23 protein-coding genes are annotated in these 21,633 nt (G+C 71.5%); 16 read left to right on the top strand and 7 right to left on the bottom strand.

Going from position 1 to position 21,633, the window contains the following annotated elements:
- Positions 1–99 precede the first annotated feature (99 nt).
- The 4 genes from IH25_RS40260 (at position 100) to IH25_RS0134205 (ending at position 2,950) form a co-directional block, all read left to right on the top strand.
- The gene (locus IH25_RS40260; RefSeq protein ID WP_209445407.1) at positions 100–591 is read left to right on the top strand and encodes an ATP-binding protein; all 492 of its coding nucleotides are present in this window, start codon (positions 100–102) and stop codon (positions 589–591) included.
- Between the two features lie 248 nt (positions 592–839).
- Complete coding sequence (gene fabG / locus IH25_RS0134215; protein ID WP_030619922.1) at positions 840–1,544, top strand: 3-oxoacyl-[acyl-carrier-protein] reductase; 705 nt, start codon at positions 840–842, stop codon at positions 1,542–1,544.
- Positions 1,545–1,549: 5 nt separating this feature from the next.
- Positions 1,550–2,317 carry an enoyl-ACP reductase FabI gene (fabI, locus tag IH25_RS0134210; protein ID WP_030619921.1) on the top strand — a complete coding sequence of 256 codons (768 nt, stop codon included), beginning with the start codon at positions 1,550–1,552 and terminating at the stop codon, positions 2,315–2,317.
- Positions 2,318–2,599: 282 nt separating this feature from the next.
- On the top strand, positions 2,600–2,950 hold the full coding sequence (locus tag IH25_RS0134205) for a hypothetical protein (RefSeq protein WP_030619917.1): 351 nt from the start codon (positions 2,600–2,602) through the stop codon (positions 2,948–2,950).
- Here the strand turns inward: IH25_RS0134205 and IH25_RS0134200 are convergent.
- Complete coding sequence (locus IH25_RS0134200) at positions 2,928–3,620, bottom strand: FadR/GntR family transcriptional regulator (RefSeq protein WP_030619913.1); 693 nt, start codon at positions 3,618–3,620, stop codon at positions 2,928–2,930. The two genes, IH25_RS0134205 and IH25_RS0134200, sit on opposite strands and share 23 nt — an antisense overlap.
- Before the next feature lie 82 nt (positions 3,621–3,702).
- Between IH25_RS0134200 and IH25_RS0134195 the strand changes: the two genes are divergently transcribed.
- The 4 genes from IH25_RS0134195 to IH25_RS0134180 all read left to right on the top strand — a co-directional run bounded on the left by IH25_RS0134195 (position 3,703) and on the right by IH25_RS0134180 (position 6,201).
- Positions 3,703–5,022, top strand: coding sequence for a CynX/NimT family MFS transporter (locus IH25_RS0134195; RefSeq protein WP_394298460.1), 1,320 nt, complete (start codon positions 3,703–3,705; stop codon positions 5,020–5,022).
- A 56-nt stretch (positions 5,023–5,078) separates the two neighbouring features.
- Positions 5,079–5,198 (top strand): SGM_5486 family transporter-associated protein, encoded by a 120-nt coding sequence (locus tag IH25_RS42905; RefSeq protein WP_107058521.1) that lies wholly within the window; start codon positions 5,079–5,081, stop codon positions 5,196–5,198.
- A gap of 199 nt (positions 5,199–5,397) precedes the next feature.
- Positions 5,398–5,604: a hypothetical protein gene (locus tag IH25_RS0134185; protein WP_030619905.1), complete on the top strand. Its 207-nt coding sequence runs from the start codon at positions 5,398–5,400 to the stop codon at positions 5,602–5,604.
- 78 nt (positions 5,605–5,682) lie between these two features.
- On the top strand, positions 5,683–6,201 hold the full coding sequence (locus IH25_RS0134180) for a SixA phosphatase family protein (RefSeq protein ID WP_030619902.1): 519 nt from the start codon (positions 5,683–5,685) through the stop codon (positions 6,199–6,201).
- Positions 6,202–6,573: 372 nt separating this feature from the next.
- Here IH25_RS0134180 and serB read toward each other — a convergent pair whose 3' ends face one another.
- Entirely contained in the window at positions 6,574–7,797 is a 1,224-nt protein-coding gene (serB, locus tag IH25_RS0134175) for a phosphoserine phosphatase SerB (protein ID WP_030619899.1), read from the bottom strand.
- 754 nt (positions 7,798–8,551) lie between these two features.
- Here serB and IH25_RS0134170 point away from each other — a divergent pair.
- Positions 8,552–11,185, top strand: coding sequence for an FHA domain-containing protein (locus IH25_RS0134170; RefSeq protein WP_030619896.1), 2,634 nt, complete (start codon positions 8,552–8,554; stop codon positions 11,183–11,185).
- Between the two features lie 97 nt (positions 11,186–11,282).
- On the opposite strand, the gene IH25_RS0134165 is transcribed toward IH25_RS0134170, so the two are convergent.
- Positions 11,283–12,023, bottom strand: a complete 741-nt coding sequence (locus IH25_RS0134165) for a transglycosylase SLT domain-containing protein (protein WP_030619894.1) — start codon at positions 12,021–12,023, stop codon at positions 11,283–11,285.
- A gap of 536 nt (positions 12,024–12,559) precedes the next feature.
- Here IH25_RS0134165 and IH25_RS0134160 point away from each other — a divergent pair.
- The 3 genes from IH25_RS0134160 (at position 12,560) to IH25_RS0134150 (ending at position 14,747) form a co-directional block, all read left to right on the top strand.
- On the top strand, positions 12,560–13,705 hold the full coding sequence (locus IH25_RS0134160; RefSeq protein WP_030619891.1) for a GAF domain-containing sensor histidine kinase: 1,146 nt from the start codon (positions 12,560–12,562) through the stop codon (positions 13,703–13,705).
- A complete protein-coding gene (locus IH25_RS0134155) occupies positions 13,698–14,339 on the top strand; it encodes a response regulator (RefSeq protein ID WP_030619888.1) in 642 nt (213 codons plus the stop codon). Before IH25_RS0134160 ends, IH25_RS0134155 begins: the two co-directional genes overlap by 8 nt.
- 168 nt (positions 14,340–14,507) lie before the next feature.
- The gene (locus IH25_RS0134150; protein WP_030619885.1) at positions 14,508–14,747 is read left to right on the top strand and encodes a chaplin; all 240 of its coding nucleotides are present in this window, start codon (positions 14,508–14,510) and stop codon (positions 14,745–14,747) included.
- 324 nt (positions 14,748–15,071) lie between these two features.
- On the opposite strand, the gene IH25_RS0134145 is transcribed toward IH25_RS0134150, so the two are convergent.
- A complete protein-coding gene (locus IH25_RS0134145) occupies positions 15,072–15,860 on the bottom strand; it encodes a hypothetical protein (protein WP_078844569.1) in 789 nt (262 codons plus the stop codon).
- Positions 15,861–16,009: 149 nt separating this feature from the next.
- Between IH25_RS0134145 and IH25_RS0134140 the strand changes: the two genes are divergently transcribed.
- The 3 genes from IH25_RS0134140 to IH25_RS0134130 all read left to right on the top strand — a co-directional run bounded on the left by IH25_RS0134140 (position 16,010) and on the right by IH25_RS0134130 (position 18,373).
- The gene (locus IH25_RS0134140) at positions 16,010–16,807 is read left to right on the top strand and encodes an ABC transporter ATP-binding protein (RefSeq protein WP_030619876.1); all 798 of its coding nucleotides are present in this window, start codon (positions 16,010–16,012) and stop codon (positions 16,805–16,807) included.
- A 60-nt stretch (positions 16,808–16,867) separates the two neighbouring features.
- Positions 16,868–17,296, top strand: a complete 429-nt coding sequence (locus IH25_RS0134135) for an NfeD family protein (protein ID WP_030619873.1) — start codon at positions 16,868–16,870, stop codon at positions 17,294–17,296.
- Between the two features lie 123 nt (positions 17,297–17,419).
- Positions 17,420–18,373, top strand: coding sequence for an SPFH domain-containing protein (locus IH25_RS0134130; protein WP_030619869.1), 954 nt, complete (start codon positions 17,420–17,422; stop codon positions 18,371–18,373).
- Positions 18,374–18,485: 112 nt separating this feature from the next.
- Here IH25_RS0134130 and IH25_RS0134125 read toward each other — a convergent pair whose 3' ends face one another.
- From IH25_RS0134125 to IH25_RS0134115, 3 genes are all read right to left on the bottom strand, one after another.
- Entirely contained in the window at positions 18,486–18,992 is a 507-nt protein-coding gene (locus IH25_RS0134125) for an HNH endonuclease (protein WP_030619866.1), read from the bottom strand.
- 168 nt (positions 18,993–19,160) lie between these two features.
- A complete protein-coding gene (locus IH25_RS0134120) occupies positions 19,161–19,700 on the bottom strand; it encodes a YbhB/YbcL family Raf kinase inhibitor-like protein (RefSeq protein ID WP_030619863.1) in 540 nt (179 codons plus the stop codon).
- Positions 19,701–19,743: 43 nt separating this feature from the next.
- Entirely contained in the window at positions 19,744–20,526 is a 783-nt protein-coding gene (locus tag IH25_RS0134115; protein ID WP_030619860.1) for a sporulation protein, read from the bottom strand.
- 100 nt (positions 20,527–20,626) lie between these two features.
- Here IH25_RS0134115 and IH25_RS0134110 point away from each other — a divergent pair, with 100 nt between their 5' ends.
- Positions 20,627–21,277, top strand: a complete 651-nt coding sequence (locus IH25_RS0134110; RefSeq protein ID WP_030619857.1) for a DNA-3-methyladenine glycosylase — start codon at positions 20,627–20,629, stop codon at positions 21,275–21,277.
- The last annotated feature ends 356 nt before the right edge of the window (positions 21,278–21,633 follow it).

The raw sequence follows: 21,633 nt of genomic DNA, 5'->3' as shown, positions 1-21,633 counted from the left end.
GGGAGTTACCCACCCAGTCCAGAGTGTGCACTGATACAGCCGCGACTGTATGGGCGTCGTACCTGTTGGCGGCCTGGACGTGAGCAGAACTCTGGCTCCATGTCAGCGCCAGAGGCCCAAGTGGCCGTAACCGTAAGTGTGTTCGTCCAGCGCTTCTCCGCCACCCGCCGAGGGGCCCGCCTCGCCCGCAGGCTCGCCGCGCACCGTCTCCACCTCTGGGGCATGCCGTACGGCGGCCCCGCTTCCGACGCCGTCACTCTCGTCGTCGCCGAACTCGCCGCCAACGCCGTGCTCCACGGCCGCGTCCCGGGGCGTGACTTCGAGCTGCGCCTGAGTTTCGACCGCGCCGCCAGTGTCGTGCGCGTCGAGGTGTCCGACACCCACCCGGGGCGGCCCGAGCATCCTGGGCCGGAAACTCCGTGCGGCCCTCCGGACGCCGAGGGCGGCAGGGGACTGCTCCTCGTGGCGGCCGTCGCCGCCCGCTGGGGTGTCGGCGAGCGGCGGGGGCCGGGCAAGACGGTGTGGGCCGAGTGCGAGGTGTCGCCAGCGGATGCTGACAGCGGGGCCGGGTGTCCGGATCGGTCTCGCTGAGGGGCACCTCGCGTACGTCTCGTGCACCCGCCGGGCCGGGGCGACCGCGCTTCCCGCCCCGCAGGACGGACCGAGCCCGACGCGCTCCGGCGGCACGCCGACTGTAGGGACCCCACAGTGTGCGGCATGAGGCACTGTCGGTGCCCGATTGCCTGCGGGCGCGGCGGTACCGATAGGTTTCCGGTGAAGCCGCCTGCCGCCCAGGAGTCCGGGCGGATATGTAAGACCGCTATCGAAAGGGTGATCCGTTGAGCCGCTCGGTTCTCGTCACCGGAGGCAACCGGGGCATCGGCCTCGCCATCGCCCGCGCTTTCGCCGACGCCGGCGACAAGGTCGCGATCACGTACCGCTCGGGTGAGCCGCCGGCCGGCTTCCTGGCCGTCAAGTGCGACATCACCGACCCGGAGCAGGTGGAGCAGGCCTACAAGGAGATCGAGGACCGGCACGGTCCGGTCGAGGTCCTGGTCGCCAACGCGGGCGTCACCAAGGACCAGCTCCTGATGCGCATGTCCGAGGACGACTTCACCTCGGTCATCGACACCAACCTCACCGGCACCTTCCGCGTCGTCAAGCGCGCCAACCGCGGCATGCTGCGGGCCAAGAAGGGCCGCGTCGTCCTCATCTCGTCCGTGGTCGGTCTGCTCGGCTCGGCGGGACAGGCGAACTACGCCGCCTCCAAGGCCGCGCTGGTCGGCTTCGCGCGTTCCCTCGCCCGGGAGCTGGGCTCGCGCAACATCACGTTCAACGTCGTCGCGCCCGGTTTCGTCGACACCGACATGACCAAGGTGCTCAGCGACGAGCAGCGACAGAACATCGTCGCCCAGGTGCCGCTCGGCCGGTACGCGCAGCCGGAGGAGATCGCCGCGGCGGTGCGCTTCCTCGCGTCCGACGACGCCTCGTACATCACTGGAGCCGTCATCCCGGTTGACGGCGGACTGGGAATGGGTCACTGATCACCATGAGCGGAATCCTCGAGGGCAAGCGCGTCCTGATCACCGGTGTGCTGATGGAGTCCTCCATCGCCTTCCACGCCGCCAAGCTGGCCCAGGAGCAGGGCGCCGAGATCATCCTGACCGCGTTCCCGCGGCCCACGCTGACCGAGCGCATCGCCAAGAAGCTGCCGAAGCCGACCAAGGTCATCGAGCTGGACGTCACCAACGACGAGCACCTCGGGCGGCTGGCGGACATCGTCGGCGAGGAGCTGGGCGGCCTGGACGGCGTCGTGCACTCCATCGGCTTCGCGCCGCAGGACGCGCTCGGCGGCAACTTCCTGAACACGCCGTTCGAGTCCGTCGCCACCGCCATGCACGTCTCGGCGTTCTCCCTGAAGTCGCTGACCATGGCCTGCCTGCCGCTGATGCAGAACGGCGGCTCGGTCGTCGGCCTCACCTTCGACGCGCAGTACGCCTGGCCGCAGTACGACTGGATGGGCCCGGCCAAGGCCGCTCTGGAGGCCACCAGCCGCTACATGGCGCGCGACCTGGGCAAGCAGAACATCCGCTGCAACCTGATCTCGGCGGGCCCGATCGGCTCCATGGCCGCCAAGTCCATCCCGGGCTTCAGCGACCTGGCCTCCGTGTGGGACAGCCGTTCCCCGCTGGAGTGGGACCTGAAGGACCCGGAGCCGGCCGGCCGCGGCATCGTCGCCCTGCTGAGCGACTGGTTCCCGAAGACCACGGGCGAGATCATCCACGTCGACGGCGGCCTGCACGCCATCGGCGCCTGAGTTCCGATTCGTTGAGAGGCCCTGCGTGAGCCCTACGAGGCCCTGCTGAGCCTTACGACGCTACGACGCCCCGTTTCCCGCCGTGCGCGAGGAGCGGGGCGTCGCCGTAGGCGCGGGCGCATGTGCGGGGCACTCCCGTAGGCCCGGGTGCGGATGCCGGAGTTCACCCGTCCGGCCCACCGGCCGGGCCGCCGCCGCGCCGACGGCGCACCCTGTGAGTACGCCTTCGGACGACGCGTTCGCTCGCACGACCCTCCGCAGCCCGGCCGAGGAGGTCCGCTTGTGCGCCTGTCCCGCAGCCTGGCCCCGCTGTCGTTGGCCCTGGCCCTCGTGCTGTCGCTGCCGTACGACGCGCTGCCGCACGCGCGCGTGGCGGCCGGCGCGTCACCCTCGCCGGGCCGGTTCGGCGCCTCCTGCCGTACCACCGTCCACGGCTCCCAGGTGGTGGCCTACTGCCACAACCCCTATGTCGACATCGACCGCGTACGGCTGCACATCGAGTGCGCCCGCTGGTGGGACATCGACAGCGACAGCGCCCCGGCGGACGCCTGGCCGGCCATGACCGTACGGCTCACCGGCCGGTGCTGGAAGGAGATCCGCTCGGTGTGGATCAGCCACCAGAAGGCGCGCTGAACCGGCCCGGATTGCACAGGAACGGATAGCTCGCGGCCTCCCCGGCCGCCGCCTCGGCGTCCCCCGCGCGGATCGCGTCCACCAGGCGGGCGTGGTCCATGTGGGTCTCCGGGGTCAGCTCCGCCCCGACGTCCGCGCGCAGCCAGTCGCGCAGCACCTCGCCGAGATCGGCGTACATCGCCGTCATCACGTCGTTGTGGGACGCGGCCACCACCGCCAGGTGGAAGGTGGCGTCGGCCGCCACGAAGGACTCCGTGTCGCCCGTCTCCCACGCCTCCTCGCGCCGGACGAGCAGCGCGTCCAGCTGCTTGAGGTCCTTCTCGGTGCGCCGTTCGGCGGCCAGCTTGGCCGCGGCCGACTCCAAGGTGGAGCGCAGCTCGGCGATGTGCCGGGGGTCGGCGTCGGCGAAGCGGCGGTGCATCACGCCGGCCAGCTCGCTCGTGGCGACGACGTACGTGCCCGAGCCCTGGCGGATGTCCAGCAGACCGTTGTGCGCGAGCGCGCGGACGGCCTCGCGGACGGTGTTGCGGGCGACACCGAGCTGCTCGACCAGTTCCGGCTCGGTCGGGATGCGGGAACCGACCGGCCACTCGCCGGAGGCGATCTGGTTGCGCAGTTCCGCGATGACCTGCTCGGACAGCGCCGAACGACGTGGGTGGCTCAAGGGCATGGCACACCTTCGCACGTAAGGACCGGGCGCGGACGCTCCGGGGATGGACAGGCAATCATCCTATGATTCTATGATGGGTCTTATGGCTAGTGAGGAAATCCGGACAGTGGAGACCCGTACGGCGATGTCACCGACCGAACGCGGTGCGGCGGCCGCCGCGCCGAACCCCCCAGAGACGACCCCCGGCGCGGGCCGCACGCGCGCGTGGGCGACCCGGCTGGTGGTCGTGGGCATCATGCTCTCCGCCCTGAACCTCCGGCCGGCCATCACCAGCCTCGGCGCCCTCCTCGAAGAGGTCCGCGACGGGCTCGGTATGAGCGGCAGCGTGGCCGGACTGCTCACTTCCGTGCCCCCGCTGTGCTTCGCCGTCTTCGGTGTGATGGCACCCCGCCTGGCCCGCCGCTTCGGACCGGCCGCCGTGGTGTGCGCCGGCATGGCCGCCATCGCCACCGGCCTGGTCATACGGCCGTACGTCGGCAACACGGCCGGATTCCTGGCCGCCAGCGCGCTCGCTCTGATGGGCATCGCCGTCAGCAACGTCCTGATGCCGGTCATCGTCAAGCGCTGGTTCCCCGACCGGGTCGGGTCCATGACCGGCCTGTACTCGATGGCCCTCGCCGCCGGCACCTCCCTCGCCGCCGCGCTGACCGTCCCGCTCACCGACGCCATGGGCGGCAACTGGAAGTCCGGCCTCGTCGTGTGGGCGACCATCGCCGCCGCCGCCGTGCTGCCCTGGCTGCCGCTGCTCCGCAACCGGGGCCCGGCCGACGCCCGGACCCAGGAGCCGGCGGCCGACACCGCGGAACAGCAGGCCCCACTGCGCATCACCCGCAGCCGCACGGCCTGGTCGCTCGCCGTCTTCTTCGGCCTCCAGGCCACGGCCGCCTACATCACGATGGGCTGGATGCCGCAGATCTTCCGGGACGCCGGCGTCCCGGCCGGCACCGCCGGTGTGCTGCTCGCCGTGACCATGGTGATGGGCGTGCCGCTGGCCTTCGTCATCCCCCGGGTCGCCACCCGCCTGCCCCACCAGGGGCCGATCGTCCTGGTGCTGGGCGTCTGCGGGCTCGCCGGATACGCCGGGCTGTACCTCGCGCCGTCCGGCGGCGCCTGGGCCTGGGCCCTGCTGCTCGGCGTCTCCAACTGCGCCTTCCCGCTCGCCCTGACCATGGTCGGCATGCGCGCCCGCAGCGGTGCGGGCGTGGCCCAGCTGTCCGCGTTCGCCCAGAGCACGGGCTATCTGATCTCCATCCCCGGCCCGCTGCTGGTGGGCGTGCTCTACCAGCAGAGCGGCGGCTGGGGACTGCCGATCGCCCTGATGGCGGCCCTGATGGTGCCGCAGATGGTGGTGGGCTTCATCGCGGGCCGTGACCGCACGGTCGAGGACGAGGCGACGCGCTGACCCGACCGGGGTGCCCCGGGGCCGTCGCGGGGAAGGCGGGGTGCGAGACTGGGGTCATGCAGCCTGTGCTCGACCCGAACCCGCAGAACGGCCAGAAGAAGATGCTGCTCGTCTTCGGCTCGTTCCTCGCCATCTTCGTGATCATCGCCGTGGTGGCGACCATCGCGTCCCCGTGACGCCGACGGCCCTGCCTGGCTCCGCTCGGGGCGTCCCGCTCCGGGCGGATGGTGTGCTGGCCCCCCATCCCCTAGGGGGTCAGGGTCAGGGTCAAGTGGGTGGGAATCCGGATGGGTTGGCGGCCCCGGATTCCGTACCTTCGAGAGGTGACCGCGTGAGGCGGTCACGGTTCCTCGGAGACCACTCACGGAGGCGATCATGCCGGCCCGCACCCACTCCCGGCCCCACCCGGCGACCACGGGCGGCGTCGGCACCCGTCTGCCCTGGTGGGCGCTCGCCCTGCCCGCCCTCGCCTTCGTCGCGCTGCTCGCGCTGATACTCAACCCGTCGGACGCCCAGGCGGCCGGCGGCGACCCGGCGATCGCGCGGCTGCTGGAGCGCGTCCAGCAGCTCGTCGCGCGCTGACGGCAAGCCCCCTCACGCGGTGAATCCGCATGTCAACTCCCTGCGCCGGGTGGCCCGTTTCATGCGAAGCTGGATCTCATGAGCGTCGCAGAACCCCGCAGGATCGTCCTCTTCCGGCATGCGAAAGCCGACTGGCCCCAGGTTCCCGACCACGAGCGCCCACTCGCCGAGCGAGGCCGCATGGACGCCCCTGCCGCCGGACGCAAGCTGGCCGACACCGGCCTCACCTTCGACCTGGCCCTGTGCTCCACGGCGGTCCGTACCCGCGAGACCTGGAAACTCGCCGTCCAGGAGCTGCCGCACCGGCCGAAGACCGTCTACGAGGAGCGGATCTACGAGGCATCGCCGGGCGAGCTGATCGCCGTGCTCAACGAGCTGTCCGACGAGGTGCGGAACGTGATCCTCATCGGCCACAACCCGGGCGTGCACGGCCTGGCCGACATCCTGGCCGGCTCGGCCGAGGGCGACGCGCTCGTCCGGATGAACCGTCGTGGCTTCCCCGCCGCCGGCTTCGCCCTGCTCTCCTACGACGGCCTCTGGAAGGGCGTCGAGCCCGGCGTCGCCACGCTCACGGACTACTGGGCCCCCTCCGAGTGACGACCCCGGCCTGGCGCCGCCCCGGCAGGCCGTAGGGGGGAGGGCCTGGGACCCGGGCGGATCGCCGGGCCCTGCCGAGAGCGCAACCGTGGGCGGCCGGGTCCTCCGCGAGTGACGCACCGGCGGCAGACCTCACCGAGGGGTGATCCGCCGGTGGTCGACCTCACCGGGGACGACCCATCGGTGGACGGATCGCCGGGCGGACGGGCCGCCGGGCGGACGGGCCGCCGGGCGGACGGGCCGCCGGGCGGACGGGCCGCCGGTGGCCGCCCGCAGGCCTGCCCTGCCCGGCCCTGCCCTGCCCGGCCCGGGCACCACCTGGCCCGTCCCACCGGGCCCTGCCCGGCTCCTCCCGGCCCAGTCCGGCCCGTTTCAGTCCTCGTCGTGCGTGTCCGCCGCCTCGACCTCTTCGCGGGTGATGCCGAGGAGGTAGAGGACCGTGTCCAGGAAGGGGAAGTTCACCGCCGTGTGCGCCGCCTCCCGCACCACCGGCTTGGCGTTGAAGGCCACGCCCAGGCCCGCCGCGTTCAGCATGTCCAGGTCGTTGGCGCCGTCGCCGATCGCGACCGTCTGCGACAGCGGCACCCCGGCCTCCGCGGCGAACCGGCGCAGCAGCCGCGCCTTGCCCGCCCGGTCCACGATCTCGCCGACGACCCGGCCGGTCAGCTTGCCGTCGACGATCTCCAGCGTGTTGGCCTGCGCGAAGTCCAGACCCAGCCGCTCCTTGAGATCGTCGGTGACCTGGGTGAAGCCGCCGGAGACGACGCCCACCTGGTAGCCGAGCCGCTTCAGGGTGCGGATCAGGGTGCGCGCACCCGGCGTCAGCCGGACCTGCTCGCGCACCTTCTCCACCACCGACGCGTCCAGCCCCTTCAGCAGCGCCACGCGTGCGTGCAGCGACTGCTCGAAGTCCAGCTCCCCGCGCATCGCCGCGGCCGTCACCTCGGCGACCTGGTCCTCGCAGCCGGCGTGCGCGGCGAACAGCTCGATGACCTCGTCCTGGATCAGGGTCGAGTCCACGTCCATGACCACCAGCCGCTGGGCGCGCCGGTGCAGGCCCGCCGAGACCACGGCGATGTCGACACCCAGTGCCGCGGCGTCGGAGGCCAGGGCCGTGCGCAGCGGCCCGGTCTCCACGCCGGAGACGGCGAACTCCACCGCCGTCACCGGGTACTTGGCGAGCCGGAAGATACGGTCGATGTTGCCGCCGGCCTTCGCGATCCGGGCGGCGATCGCGGCCGTCGACTCGGCGGTGAGCGGGTGGCCCAGCACGGTCACCAGGGAGCGTCCGAGGCCGCGCGGACGGTTGTCGCCGTGTCCGGAGATGATCTCGGCCTGCATCTTCATCGACTCGGCCCAGCTGTGCACGGTGGCCCGCAGGTCGCCCTCCAGACCGGCCGGCGGCTGGGTCACCAGGACGCACAGCACCAGCCGGCCCCGGGTGACGACCTGCTCGATGTCGACGACGTCGACCAGGTAGGCGGCGAGGGTGTCGAAGAGACCCGCGGTGATGCCCGGCTGGTCCTTGCCGAAGATCTTGACAAGGAGGGTGGGGACCTCGGAGGTCTGCGAAGCGGAGGTCTGCGAAGCGCTCATGGTGTCACCACCGTATCCGGCACCCAGTGCCTCCCGCCGCCGAGGTCCGCCTGACGGACACGGAACAATGGCCGACGCCCCGGTGTCGGGAACCTTGCGGCCGGCCGGCCCGGGCGGCGCGCGGACCGGACACCGCCTCGCCCTCACTCCGAGCGTGCCACGCCGACCGGCGACCGGCGATCCGCGGCCCGCCCCCGCCCGCGGCGCCACAGCGCCACGGCGACTGCGTCAGAAGCGCCACCACACCCCTCGGGCGGCCCGTCCCCACCCGCCGCGCCGCGACCCCTCCCGGCACAGGGCGCCGGGGGAGCAGCACCACCGGCCGCCACCACCCCCCAACTCCCGCCGCTCACAAGGAGCGCGGGAAGGAGTACGACCAGCGGGAAGGACCACGACCAAAGGGCGCAACCGCCCCGGACCGCCCCCGGTGGCGTGATCCCGACGGCGGCCGTGCCGGTCTCGACGCCCCTCGCTCGGCGGGCCCGCCGCGTCCGTCCGAGGCGGTCCCGCTCACCGGAGGCCTCCCACCCGCCCACGCGACACCGACGGCACCGCTCGCCCCCTGCGGCGATTGCCACCGTCCGGCCCGGTTTCACCCCCGCCACCAGGGCGAAGTGGAGCGCGCCCGGGACCGCTTGGCAAGGCCCGGGTTTCGGTCAGGGGGCCGCGCCTGGAATAGTTCCCCCTCGATGTTCGACATCCCTAGACTCCCCGCGATGGGGGTAATTCGGGGGACAACTCAGTGGGGCATGGAGTGCCGGAACTCGTACTGGAAACAAACGGACGGACCTGGACGCTCGACCCGTCCAGGCCTTACACCCTCGGCCGTGATCCGCAGGGAGACATCGTCTTCGACGACGCCAGGGTCTCCTGGCGGCACGCCACGGTCAGCTTCAACGGCCACACCTGGGTCATCGAGGACCACGGCAGCACCAACGGCACGTACGTGCAGGGCCGGCGGGTCCAGTACACGGAGATCGTTCCCGGCTCGTCGCTGCACCTCGGCAACGCGACCGACGGCCCGCGGGTGAACCTCTCGGCGACCGCCGTACCGGTCGGAGGCCCGGCACAGGACCCGCAGGCACAGCCGCAGCCGCAGGCGCACGCGGCGGCACCGTACGCGCCCCAGGGCCCCGCCGCCCCCGACTGGGCCCAGCAGCCCATGCCCCAGCAGGCACCCGCCCACCAGGCGCCCGCCCACCACCAGGCCGTACCCCAGCAGGCCATGCCCCAGCAGGGCATACCCCACCAGGCCCCGGCCCATCCGCAGGCCCCGCACGCGGGCTGGCAGCAGGGTGGGCCCGCCGAGCAGTACGCGCAGAAGACGCCCGGTGGTGGCGCGGGGGCGCCGCCGGTCTACGGCGACCGCAGCCCGACCACGTTCCACCAGTTCGCGCTCGGCCGCGTGATGCGCATCGGCCGTGCCCTGGAGAACGACCTGGTCGTCTCCGACCTCCAGGTCTCCCGCCACCACGCCGAGTTCCACGCCACGCCCGACGGCCGCCTCGAGATCCGCGACCTCGGCTCGCACAACGGCACCTACGTCAACGGCCAGCCGATCGCGAAGGGCGGCTCCGTACAGCTGGGGCCGGCCGACATCGTCGGCGTCGGCCACTCGACCTTCCGGATCGTCGGCGACCGCCTCGAAGAGTTCGTCGACACCGGTGAGGTCTCCTTCTCGGCCCGTCACCTGACCGTCACGGTCGACGGCGGCAAGCAGATCCTCAAGGACGTCTCCTTCGGCGTCCCCGAGAAGTCGCTGATCGCCGTGATCGGCCCGTCCGGCTCCGGCAAGTCCACCCTGCTCAAGGCGCTCACCGGCTACCGGCCCGCCAACCAGGGCGAGGTGCTGTACGACAACCGGAACCTGTACAAGCAGTTCGCCGAGCTGCGCCAGCGCATCGGCCTGGTGCCGCAGGACGACATCCTGCACCGCGAGCTGACCGTGAAGAAGGCCCTGAAGTACGCGGCCAAGCTGCGCTTCCCCGCCGACACCACGGCGAAGGAGCGCGACGCCCGCATCGACGAGGTGCTGCGCGAGCTGAAGCTCGACATCCACAAGGACAAGAAGGTCACCTCGCTCTCCGGCGGCCAGCGCAAGCGCGTCTCGGTCGCCCTGGAGCTGCTCACCAAGCCGTCGCTGATCTTCCTGGACGAGCCGACCTCCGGCCTCGACCCGGGCATGGACCGCGACGTCATGCAGCTGCTGCGCGGCCTCGCCGACGACGGCCGTACGGTCCTCGTCGTCACCCACTCGGTGGCCGAGCTGGCGCTGTGCGACAAGCTCCTGGTGATGGCCCCGGGCGGCGCGGTCGCCTACTTCGGCCCGCCCGAGGAGGCGCTGAACTTCTTCGGCTACGACAGCTGGGCCGACGTCTTCTCCGCCTTCGAGAACTACCGCGACTACGACTGGGCGGGCCGCTGGAAGGGCTCGCAGCACTACCAGATGTACGCGGCGGAGATCGACGCCATCGCCCCGCAGACCGCCCCCATGCCCGCGCCGCAGGCGCTGAGGCCGCCCAAGCCGCAGAGCTGGGGCTCGCAGCTGATGACCCTGGTCCGCCGCTATGTCTCGGTCATCGCCTCCGACAAGGGCTTCCTGGCGCTGACGGTGCTGCTGCCGGCGGTCATCGGCGCGGTCAGCCTGCTGATCCAGCCCGACCGCGGACTGCTGCCGAACCCGGTCAACCCCAAGACCCACCTGCCCGTCCCGAACGGCACCGCCACCACCGTCCTGCTGATCCTCGCCGTCGGCGCGTGCTTCGCGGGCGCCGCGAACTCGGTCCGTGAGCTGATCAAGGAGCGGGTGATCTACGAGCGGGAGCGCGCGACCGGCCTGTCCCGCTCGGCGTACCTGATGTCCAAGGTGGTCGTGCTCGGCGCCGTCACCATGTTCCAGGGGCTGCTGGTCGGCGTCATCGGCTTCACCAGCCGCGAGATCCCCGGCAAGGGCTTGGTGCTCGGCGGCTCCACGCTGGTCGAGCTGTGCCTGCCGATCATGGCGCTGGGCTTCACCTCGATGATGGTCGGCCTGGTGATCTCCTCGCTGGTGAAGACCGCCGAGAAGACCATGCCGCTGCTGGTGATGTTCGCGATCGTCCAGGTCGTCTTCACCGGCTGCCTGTTCACGCTGCACGGCACGCCCGGCGTGAACGAGTTCTCGTACCTGATGCCGTCCCGCTGGGCGGTGGCCGCGGCCGGCACCACGCTGGACTTCAACAACATCGCCCCGAACACCGACGACCCGGGCAGCACCGACCCGCTGTGGGACCACGCCGCCTCGGCCTGGGGCCTGGACATGGTCGCGCTGCTCGCGCTCGGCGCGGTCTGCGGCTTCTTCGTCTCCCGCTTCCTGCGCCGCCACGAGCCGGAGGTCATGCGCAAGTAACCGCGCCCCGTGCGCACACGCGTAACGCCGAAGGGCGGCGCCCCGTGATCGGGGTGCCGCCCTTCGGCGTCACGTCGCTGAGGTCCCGCGCCAGACCTCAGTACGCGCTGTTGACGTTGTCGATCGAGCCGTACCGGTGGGCCGCGTAGTTGGCGGCGGCGGTGATGTTGGCGACCGGGTCGTAGATGTTCCAGGACGTGCCGGCGACGTGGTAGGCGCTGAAGGTCGGCGGGATGACCTGGAGCAGGCCCTTCGACGGGATGCCGTTGACGGCGTTGACGTCCCAGTTGTTGATGGCGAGGGGGTTGCCGGAGGACTCCCGCATGATGTTGCGGTGCAGGCCGCTGTAGCTGCCCGGGATGCCCTTGGCCCGCATGATGGACAGGGCCTGCCGGATCCAGCCGTCGAGGTTGTTGGTGTACGTCTTGGCGGCGACCGGCTGGATGTCCAGACGCTCGGTGGAGCGGGTGGCGGCCTGCACGGCGGAGTGCTGCCGCGCGGCCTTGCGGACGGCGGCCCGCTTCTGCTCGGCGGCCTTGGCCGTCTTGGCGGCGGCCGTGGCGTCGGCGGCCTTCTTCCGCGCCGCGAGGGCGTCCAGCTTGACGCTGTCGGCGGTCAGCCGGCGGATGTCGGTGCCCTTGACGTCCTTCGCCGCCGTGACGGAGGAGACCTGCGCGGTCGTGGCGGGGGAGCCCGTGGTGACGGTGCCGTCGTGACCGACGGTGGCCGAGAGGGCGACGGCGGCGGTGCCGAACGCGGCGACACCCGCGACGGCGGCGATCCTGCGCCGCGTGGTCAGCGGACGACTATGAGCACGATTGAGCATGTTCTCGGGCATGGCTGATGGACCTCTTCGATAGCGCGGAGGTCGCTCCTGCGTCCGCCGGGGGAATCGGCTCCTCCCGCACGAACGCCGCGGTGGAAACCCGCGGCGCTGAGCGACGAGGCAATTCTTAGCGGGCGCGAAATGCCCAGGCAAAGGTGCGACATACGATGCGAGATAGTGGATCAGGGAAGGGCAAAATAGGACAGACGGGACCGTCGATCCCGTTCATGCGGGCGGGCCCATCTCCTATGCGCTTTCGTACGTGATGCAGGCCCTATGCGCGGGCTCACATGCATTACCGGCCGCCCTCACGGCAAGTCGTCACCGCGACGCCCAGCGTGAGGCTCCTCCTCCCTGGGTAGGAGACGGCCCCCGCCGGCCTCGTCCGCGAGGCATAGCCCCCGCCTCGCGCGCGCGTACGTCACGTAGGTACGCACCTGTCCACCACCGGCGACCCGGGCTCGGCCACCCGCCCTAGGACCAGCGGACCAGGTCCCGCCGTCACCGGCCCGATCCGCGCTGTCGGACCCCGCCGGTACCGTGAGGACATGAGTCAAGGCCCCCGGTCCGGCCTCGCCGCGGTGAGCTCCGCGCTGCTGGCCATGAGCAGGCATCTGGAGGTGCGCGACGTCCTCAAGACGATCGTCGCCTCCGCCCGCGAACTGCTCGACGCGCAGTACGCCGCCCTCGGCGTCCCCGACGACCACGGCGGCTTCGCCCAGTTCGTCGTCGACGGCGTCAGCGAGGAGCAGTGGCGTGCCATCGGCCCGCTCCCGCGTCAGCACGGCATCCTCGCCGCGATGCTGCACGAGGCGAAGGCGGAGCGCCTCGCCGACGTGCGCAAGGACCCCCGCTTCGAGGGCTGGCCGGACGCCCACCCCGACCTGGCCGACTTCCTGGGCCTGCCGATCAGGGACGGCGAGGAGGTCATCGGGGCGCTCTTCCTCGCCAACAAGCGCTGCGCCAAGCCGGAGGGAGGCTGCGGCTTCACCCAGGACGACGAGGAACTGCTCTCCATCCTCGCCCAGCACGCCGCCATCGCCCTCACCAACGCCCGGCTCTACGAGCGCAGCCGCGAACTGACCATCGCCGAGGAACGCTCCCGGCTCGCCCACGAACTGCACGACGCGGTCAGCCAGAAGCTGTTCTCGCTGCGCCTGACCGCCCAGGCCGCGGCGGCGCTCGTCGACCGCGACCCCGCCCGCGCCAAGGGCGAACTGCACCAGGTCGCCTCGCTCGCCGCCGAGGCCGCCGACGAGCTGCGCGCCGCCGTCGTGGAGCTGCGGCCCGCCGCGCTGGAGGAGGACGGCCTGGTCGCCACCCTGCGCACCCAGATACAGGTCCTCGACCGCGCCCACACCGCCCGCGTCACCTTCACCGGCGCCGGCCTGCGCGCCCTGCCCGCGGCCCAGGAGGAGGCCATGCTCCGGGTCGCCCAGGAGGCCCTGCACAACGCCCTGCGGCACTCCGGCGCGGAACACGTGGACGTGAGCGTGCGGCGGCGCGGCTGCGGCGCCGTCCTGCGCGTCACCGACGACGGCAGCGGCTTCGACCCCACGGCGGTCCGCCGCGCCGGACGCCACCTCGGCCTGGTCTCCATGCGGGACCGGGCCGGCGGGGTCGGCGGCTCGCTGACCGTGGAATCGGCGCCCGGCAAGGGCACCACGATCGAGATGGAGGTCCCCGGTGGGTGAACCGATCAAGGTGCTGCTGGTCGACGACCACCAGGTGGTCCGCCGGGGCCTGCGCACCTTCCTGGAGGTGCAGGACGACATAGAGGTCGTCGGCGAGGCCGCCGACGGCGCCGGGGGAGTCGCCCGCGCCGAGGAGCTGCGGCCCGACGTCGTCCTCATGGACATCAAGATGCCGGGCATGGACGGCATCGACGCGCTGCGCAGACTGCGCGAACTCGGCAACCCCGCGCGCGTGCTGATCGTCACGAGCTTCACCGAGCAGCGCACGGTCGTCCCGGCCCTGCGCGCGGGCGCCGCCGGGTACGTCTACAAGGACGTGGACCCCGACGCCCTCGCCGGCGCCATCCGCTCCGTGCACGCCGGGCACGTCCTGCTCCAGCCGGAGGTCGCCGACGCCCTGCTCGCCCGGGAGGAGGCGGGCGGCGGACAGGGCCGGGGAGGATCGCTCACCGAACGGGAGCGCGAGGTGCTCGGCCTGATCGCGGACGGCCGCTCCAACCGGGAGATAGCCCGCGTCCTCGTCCTGTCCGAGAAGACGGTCAAGACGCACGTCTCCAACATCCTGATGAAGCTCGACCTCGCCGACCGCACCCAGGCCGCGCTGTGGGCCGTACGCCACGGCGTGGCCGGCTGACCCGCCCCGACCGGTCCGCACCAGGGCAACACGGAGCGTCACTAACCGGACTGAGATTCATACCGTCGTGGGAATGTCACCCGGACGGCGCATCCTCCGGTGATCCCCGCCGTTCTCCAGTGCGTGCCGCGGTGATCGCCGCGGTGGAGCACCCAGGAGGGGTAGACAGTGAAGAACCTGAAGAAGGCAGCGGCCGTGACGATGGTGGCGGGTGGCCTGGTGGCCGCCGGCGCGGGGCTCGCCTCCGCCGACAGCGGCGCCGCGGGCGGGGCCGTGGGGTCCCCGGGCGTCGTCTCGGGCAACGTCATCCAGGTGCCGGTGCACGTCCCGGTGAACGCGGTCGGCAACAGCGTGAACGTCATCGGCGTACTGAACCCGGCCTTCGGCAACCTCGGCGTCAACAGCTGACCCGACACCGGACAGCGACCCCAGGCCTCCCGGCCCCGCCGGGAGGCCTTGCCGCGCCCCGCCGGCGCCGGCCGGCCCGCCGGGCGACCAGCTCACCGGCGCGCCCTGCCGGCGCCGGCCGCCCCGCCGGGCGACCAGCTCACCGGCCGGCCCCGCACGGGTCACCACCGCCGAGACCCGCGACCTCGCCCCGCGGGCGGTGACGGCGTCCGGCGCCCCCGTTCCCCCGTAGCCGCGCTCCGGCGACCGGTCACCGCGTCCAGCGCCCCGCTCCTCCCCAGTCGCGCCCCGCGACCGGTCACCGAGCCCCGTCCACCCGCCCGCTCACCGCCCCCCGCGCTCCCGCTCCTCCACATACGCGTTGTACGCCGCCACCTGCGCCCGTCGCGCCGTTCGCTCCACCGGCCTGAGGGCCTCGGACCGCGCCCGCATCTCGGCGGAGCTGACCGCGGCCCCGTGCCCGTTGCCGTACGCCAGCGACACCAGCAGCCCCACCCGCTGCGCCAGCTCCAGCACCCGCACCGCGCGCGGCGGGTACCCCGGCGCCAGCACCTCCCGGCCCCGCTCGGCCCGCGCCCGGTACGCGTCGATCGCCGCCTCCGCCACCGGCCCCGACCCGGCGACGTCCAGCTTCGACAGCACCTCGGTCGCCTCGCGCAGCGCCTCCGCCAGCTCGCGCTCGGCCTCACCGAGCGACGGCACGTCGGCCGGCGGCGCCTCGCGCACCGGCAGTACCCGCCAGACCACCTCGGCGTGCACATCGCCCTCGGGCCCGGCCTCGTACGCCTCCGGCACCAGCCCGAACGCGGCGCCGTGACAGACCACCGCCTCCCCGGCGTCCAGCGCCCGCGCGTTGAACTCCGGCGGACCGCTCAGCCCCAGCGGATGCCCCGGCGCCGGCAGCGCCACCCGCAGCCCGGTCACCCCCAGCGCGCGCAGCCGCCCCAGCGCGAGCGTCAGCCCGACCGGTGCCCCTTCACCGGGCAGCCCGTCCACCCGGTGCACCGCGTCCTCGCCCACGATGGCGAGAGCGGCGTCGTCCGGAGAGACAAGTCCGGCCAAAAGGGCATTACCCCAAGCTGCGAGACGTCCTGAACGCGGTTCCGAGAGCATGCCCCCACCCTAAGGACCGGACCGATGGAATGGAGCGGGGCACTCGTGGCGTAGATTTCATAAGGGCTGCGCCCACCGGCGCGAGACCCCAGTCACAGGCGTACGCGACAGCCGAGACCGGCCACACTGCAAGGGGAGACAACGCGCTCATGAGCGATGTTCTGGAGCTTCAGGACGTATCCGTGGTCCGCGAGGGCCGGGCTCTGGTGGACCAGGTCTCCTGGTCGGTGAAGGAGGGCGAGCGCTGGGTCATCCTCGGCCCCAACGGCGCCGGCAAGACCACCCTCCTGAACGTCGCCTCCAGCTACCTCTACCCCAGCACGGGCACCGCCACCATCCTCGGCGAGACCCTCGGCAAGCCCGGCACCGACGTCTTCGAACTGCGCCCCCGCATCGGCATGGCCGGCATGGCCATGGCCGACAAGCTCCCCAAGCGCCAGACCGTCCTGCAGACCGTCCTCACGGCCGCCTACGGCATGACCGCCGGCTGGCAGGAGGAGTACGAGGACGTCGACGAGCAGCGCGCCCGCGCCTTCCTCGACCGCCTCGGCATGAGCGACTACCTGGACCGGAAGTTCGGCACCCTCTCCGAGGGCGAGCGCAAGCGCACCCTGATCGCCCGCGCCCTGATGACCGACCCCGAGCTGCTCCTGCTGGACGAGCCCGCCGCCGGCCTCGACCTCGGCGGACGCGAGGACCTGGTGCGCCGCCTCGGCCGGCTGGCCCGCGACCCCATCGCCCCCTCGATGATCATGGTCACGCACCACGTGGAGGAGATCGCCCCCGGCTTCACCCACGTCCTCATGATCCGCCAGGGCAAGGTCCTCGCCGCCGGCCCCGTCGAGCTGGAACTGACCTCCCGCAACCTCTCCCTCTGCTTCGGCCTCCCGCTCGTCGTGGAGCAGGTCGGCGACCGCTGGACCGCCCAGGGCCTGCCCCTGTCCTGACCCCGCCGCTCCCCCCTGCGCGCCCTGTCCGCCGCCCGATCGCGGCCCTACCATGACCATGTGAACATCGACGCATGGGTGTGGTGGCTCGTCGGCGCGGCGGCGCTCGGAATCCCGCTCGTGGTCACCGCCATGCCGGAATTCGGCATGCTCGCGGTGGGAGCCGTCGCGGCGGCGGTCGTCTCCGCCCTCGGTTTCGACGCCGTCATCCAGGTCCTCGCGTTCGTCGTCGTCTCCGTCGCCCTCATCGCCGTCGTCCGGCCCATCGCCGCCCGGCACAGCACCCAGCGGCCCCAACTCGCCACCGGCGTCGAGGCGCTGAAGGGCAGACAGGCCGTCGTCCTGGAACGGGTCGACGGATCCGGCGGCCGGATCAAGCTCGCCGGAGAGGTCTGGTCGGCCCGCGCCCTCGACACCGGCCGGGCCTACGAGGTGGGTCAGGAGGTGGACGTCGTGGACATCGAAGGGGCCACCGCGATCGTCCTGTGAGGACAACTCACCGGGAACGGCCCACGAGTTGCGCGACGGTCTGACAGACTCGACCAGCAAGATCCTCAACAGACATGAGATCTGCCGAAGGCGCCGAGGCGGAGAAGGGTACGGGGAGCGACGATGGAACCGGTCATCATCGTCCTGATCATTCTGGTGGTGTTGGTCTTCATCGCCCTGATCAAGACGATCCAAGTCATCCCACAGGCCAGCGCCGCCATCGTCGAGCGCTTCGGCCGTTACACACGGACGCTGAACGCGGGCCTCAACATCGTCGTCCCGTTCATCGACACCATCCGCAACCGCATCGACCTGCGGGAACAGGTCGTACCATTCCCGCCGCAGCCGGTGATCACCCAGGACAACCTGGTCGTGAACATCGACACGGTCATCTACTACCAGGTCACCGACGCCCGGGCCGCCACCTACGAGGTCGCCAGCTACATCCAGGCGATCGAGCAGCTCACCGTCACCACCCTGCGCAACATCATCGGCGGCATGGACCTCGAACGGACCCTGACCTCCCGCGAGGAGATCAACGCCGCCCTGCGCGGCGTCCTGGACGAGGCCACCGGCAAGTGGGGCATCCGCGTCAACCGCGTGGAGCTGAAGGCCATCGAACCGCCCACCTCCATCCAGGACTCGATGGAGAAGCAGATGCGCGCCGACCGCGACAAGCGCGCCGCGATCCTCCAGGCCGAAGGTGTCCGGCAGTCGGAGATCCTGCGCGCGGAGGGCGAGAAGCAGTCCCAGATCCTGCGCGCCGAGGGTGAGGCCAAGGCCGCGGCCCTGCGCGCCGAGGGCGAGGCCCAGGCCGTCCGCACGGTCTTCGAGGCCATCCACGCCGGCGACCCGGACCAGAAGCTGCTCTCGTACCAGTACCTCCAGATGCTCCCGAAGATCGCCGAAGGCGACGCCAACAAGCTCTGGATCGTCCCCAGCGAGATCGGCGACGCCCTCAAGGGCCTTTCCGGAGCCGTCGGCAACTTCGGCTCCCTGGGCGGCGGTTCGGGCAACAGGGGCGGCAACGGCGGCAATGGCGGCACGGAACGCCGGGAGAAGCCCCCGATCGACTGAACTCCGTCCACCCCGCGCCCCGTCAGGGGCGCGGGAACCGCGCGAGCCCGCCACGAGGCCCCGCGGCCGCGCACACGGAGAAACCCGGCAGACGGGAATGGTCAGACAGGCCCTAGGCCGCGTCCCTGGCGAGCCACTCGGGAAGCGCGGCGATCTCCTCCTGCCCCAGCGAGAGCAGCATCGCGTCGGCAGGCGTCGGTTCGAACGGCTGCCGCAGCAGCGTCATCCCGGCCTCCTCCGGAGTCCGGTTCGCCTTGCGGTGGTTGTCCTCCGCGCACGCGGCCACCGTGTTCAGCCACGTGTCCTGCCCGCCCTGCGCCCGCGGCACCACATGGTCCACGGTCGTCGCCCGGCGCCCGCAGTACGCGCACCGGTGCCGGTCCCGCACCAGCACCCCCCGCCGAGACCACGGCGCTCGTCTTCGGAACGGCACCCGTACATACCGGCACAGCCGGATCACCCGGGGCGCGGGGATGTCCACATCCGCACCGCGCATGCGCAGTACGGGGTGGGCCTGTTCGACCACGGCCTTGTCCTGGAGCACCAGGACCACGGCTCGGTTCAGGGACACCGTCGACAGCGGCTCGAAACTCGCGTTCAGGACCAACGTGTCACGCATCCAGCCCACCTCCCGTGTGCGCCTGCCCACCCCCCGGCGGGCTTGGATCAACTCTGGACGGGCACGCCGAGATGGACAACGCAATAAAAAGTGCCCGCCTCCGATCACTTCCAAGACCGGAGGCGGGCAAACGTTCAGTGAACGCTGAACTGGATCGCGGTACGGCGCTCAGCCCTGCGCGGGGATCTCGTACTCACCGATCAGCTGGGCGCGCGCCAGCGTGTGGAACCGGAGATTGAAGCCGACCACGGCCGGCGAGGCGTCCGCGTCCGGCCCCAGTTTCTCCTGGTCCACCGCGTACACCGTGAAGACGTAGCGGTGCGGGCCGTCCCCGGGCGGCGGAGCGGCACCGCCGAAGTCCTTCGACCCGTAGTCGTTCCGCGCGTGCACGGCCCCCTCGGGCAGCCCCTCGAACTTGCCGCTGCCCGCACCCGCCGGCAACTCGGTCACCGACGCCGGGATGTCGAACAGGACCCAGTGCCAGAACCCGCTGCCGGTCGGCGCGTCCGGGTCGTAGCACGTCACGGCGAAGCTCTTGGTCTCCGGGGGAAAGCCCTCCCAGCGCAGCTGCGGCGAGGTGTTGCCCTCCGCGTACACCTGGGCGCTTCCCAGCGTGGCACCCTCCCGGACGTCCTCGCTCGTCACCGTGAACGACGGCACGGGCGGATGGAAGTCATGGGGGAGCGGCCGCCGCTTGAGCTCGGTCACCTCGGTACCTCCTGATCGAGATCTGGAACCAGCAGCTTCGAGCCTAGAACCAGTTGCGCTTGCTGCCGACCTCGGACAGCCACTGGTTGAGGTAAGCTGCCCAGTCGGTCCCCTGCCAGTCGTTCAGGCCCACCTGGAAGGACCGGTAGGTGTCCGAGCCCTCGCTGAACAGACCCGGCTTCTTGTCCATCTCCAGCACGACGTCCATCGCGTGCTCGTCCGCCACGAAGCTCAGCTCGACCTGGTTCAGGCCCCGGTACTGCGCCGGCGGGAAGAACTCGATCTCCTGGTAGAACGGCAGCCGCTGCCGCGTCCCCCGGATGTGGCCGCGCTCCATGTCCGCGTTCTTGAAGCGGAAGCCCAGCTGGACGAAGGCGTCCAGGATGGCCTTCTGCGCCGGCAGCGGGTGCACGTTGATCGGGTCCAGGTCGCCGGAGTCCACGGCCCGCGCGATCGCCAGCTCGGTGGTCACACCGATGTTCATCCCGTGCAGCGCCTGCCCGTCGATCATGGTGATCGGCGTCTCCCAGGGGATCTCCAGCCCGAACGGCACCGCGTGCACGGCACCCGCCTGGAGCTCGAAGGCACCACCGAGCCGCACCTTCGTGAACTCGATGTCCTGCTTGTACTCCTGGTCGCCGCTCTCCACCTCGACCTTGGCCTGGAGACCGACGGACAGCCCCTCGATGGCCTGGTTCACGGAACCGCCCTGGATCCGCACCTCACCCTGGACGACACCGCCCGGCACCACGTTGACCTCGGTCAGCACCGTCTCGACCGACGCGCCGCCGGCCCCCAGGCTCGCGAGCAGCTTCTTGAACGCCATGGCACTCCCTTTACGAAAGAATCCTCGACCGGTACGAACGCGATCCGCCCATGACCGGTTCCGCCGGGCCGGTACGCCCTCTGGACTACCCTCGGACGGCATGATCGCGCCCCCGGACCGTACGCCACTGCCCCGCACCTTCTTCGACCGCCCGGTCCTGGAAGTCGCCCCGGACCTCCTCGGCCGCGTCCTGGTCCGCAGCACACCCGACGGCCCGATCGCACTCCGCCTCACCGAGGTGGAGGCCTACGACGGCCAGAACGACCCCGGCTCCCACGCCTACCGCGGCCGCACCGCCCGCAACGCCGTGATGTTCGGCCCGCCCGGACACGTCTACGTCTACTTCACCTACGGCATGTGGCACTGCATGAACCTGGTCTGCGGACCCGAGGGCCGGGCGAGCGCCGTGCTGCTGCGCGCCGGTGAGGTGGTGGAGGGCGCCGAGCTGGCCCGTAGGCGACGCCTTTCAGCCCGCAACGACAAGGAACTGGCCAAGGGCCCCGCCCGGCTGGCCACCGCCCTGGGGATCGACCGGGCACTGGACGGCACGGACGCGTGTGCCCCGGACGAGACCCCGCTGCGGATACTGACCGGCACGCCGGTCCCCTCCGACCAGGTACGCAGCGGCCCCCGCACCGGCGTCTCCGGTGAGGGAGGCGACGGCGACCTCCACCCGTGGCGCTACTGGGTGGCGGACGATCCCACCGTCAGCCCCTACCGGGCCCATGTACCGAGGCGCCGCCGAGGTTGACGCAGCCGGTCCAAGTGCGTAACGTATTCCGAGCCGCTGAACCGGGTACGGCGATCGCCTGCAGCCGGAGCGGCCAACCCACTACCTAGCTCAACCCCTTCGACGGGGTCGTTTCGAGCGCGCCCGCGCGCCCGAATTCGAACCCGCGGGACTCGATTATGAGACCCGGGAGGGAATCGGCTAACGTAGTGAATGTCGAAAGGGCGGACGGCGAAAGCCGAAAACCCCGAGACAAACCCCGCCGACCGGGAATCGGAGCCGAAAGGATCTGATAGAGTCGGAACCGCCGGAAAGGGAAACGCGAGAGCGGGAACCTGGAAAGCACCGAGGAAATCGGATCGAGAAAAGATCTGATA

The organism is Streptomyces achromogenes subsp. achromogenes (assembly GCF_000720835.1).
Classification (GTDB): Bacteria; Actinomycetota; Actinomycetes; order Streptomycetales; family Streptomycetaceae; genus Streptomyces; species Streptomyces achromogenes.
This window is presented reverse-complemented; position numbering and strand designations above follow the sequence as displayed.

Bases quoted from the DNA above. Each gene is read 5' to 3' on its own strand.
- IH25_RS40260 (WP_209445407.1), top strand. From the start codon at position 100: ATGTCAGCGCCAGAGGCCCAAGTGGCCGTAACCGTAAGTGTGTTCGTC.
- fabI (WP_030619921.1), top strand. From the start codon at position 1,550: ATGAGCGGAATCCTCGAGGGCAAGCGCGTCCTGATCACCGGTGTGCTG.
- IH25_RS0134200 (WP_030619913.1), bottom strand. From the start codon at position 3,620: ATGCCCTTGAGCCACCCACGTCGTTCGGCGCTGTCCGAGCAGGTCATC.
- IH25_RS0134195 (WP_394298460.1), top strand. From the start codon at position 3,703: ATGGCTAGTGAGGAAATCCGGACAGTGGAGACCCGTACGGCGATGTCA.
- IH25_RS42905 (WP_107058521.1), top strand. From the start codon at position 5,079: ATGCAGCCTGTGCTCGACCCGAACCCGCAGAACGGCCAGAAGAAGATG.
- IH25_RS0134185 (WP_030619905.1), top strand. From the start codon at position 5,398: ATGCCGGCCCGCACCCACTCCCGGCCCCACCCGGCGACCACGGGCGGC.
- IH25_RS0134180 (WP_030619902.1), top strand. From the start codon at position 5,683: ATGAGCGTCGCAGAACCCCGCAGGATCGTCCTCTTCCGGCATGCGAAA.
- serB (WP_030619899.1), bottom strand. From the start codon at position 7,797: ATGAGCGCTTCGCAGACCTCCGCTTCGCAGACCTCCGAGGTCCCCACC.
- IH25_RS0134165 (WP_030619894.1), bottom strand. From the start codon at position 12,023: ATGCCCGAGAACATGCTCAATCGTGCTCATAGTCGTCCGCTGACCACG.
- IH25_RS0134160 (WP_030619891.1), top strand. From the start codon at position 12,560: ATGAGTCAAGGCCCCCGGTCCGGCCTCGCCGCGGTGAGCTCCGCGCTG.
- IH25_RS0134145 (WP_078844569.1), bottom strand. From the start codon at position 15,860: ATGCTCTCGGAACCGCGTTCAGGACGTCTCGCAGCTTGGGGTAATGCC.
- IH25_RS0134140 (WP_030619876.1), top strand. From the start codon at position 16,010: ATGAGCGATGTTCTGGAGCTTCAGGACGTATCCGTGGTCCGCGAGGGC.
- IH25_RS0134130 (WP_030619869.1), top strand. From the start codon at position 17,420: ATGGAACCGGTCATCATCGTCCTGATCATTCTGGTGGTGTTGGTCTTC.
- IH25_RS0134125 (WP_030619866.1), bottom strand. From the start codon at position 18,992: ATGCGTGACACGTTGGTCCTGAACGCGAGTTTCGAGCCGCTGTCGACG.
- IH25_RS0134115 (WP_030619860.1), bottom strand. From the start codon at position 20,526: ATGGCGTTCAAGAAGCTGCTCGCGAGCCTGGGGGCCGGCGGCGCGTCG.
- IH25_RS0134110 (WP_030619857.1), top strand. From the start codon at position 20,627: ATGATCGCGCCCCCGGACCGTACGCCACTGCCCCGCACCTTCTTCGAC.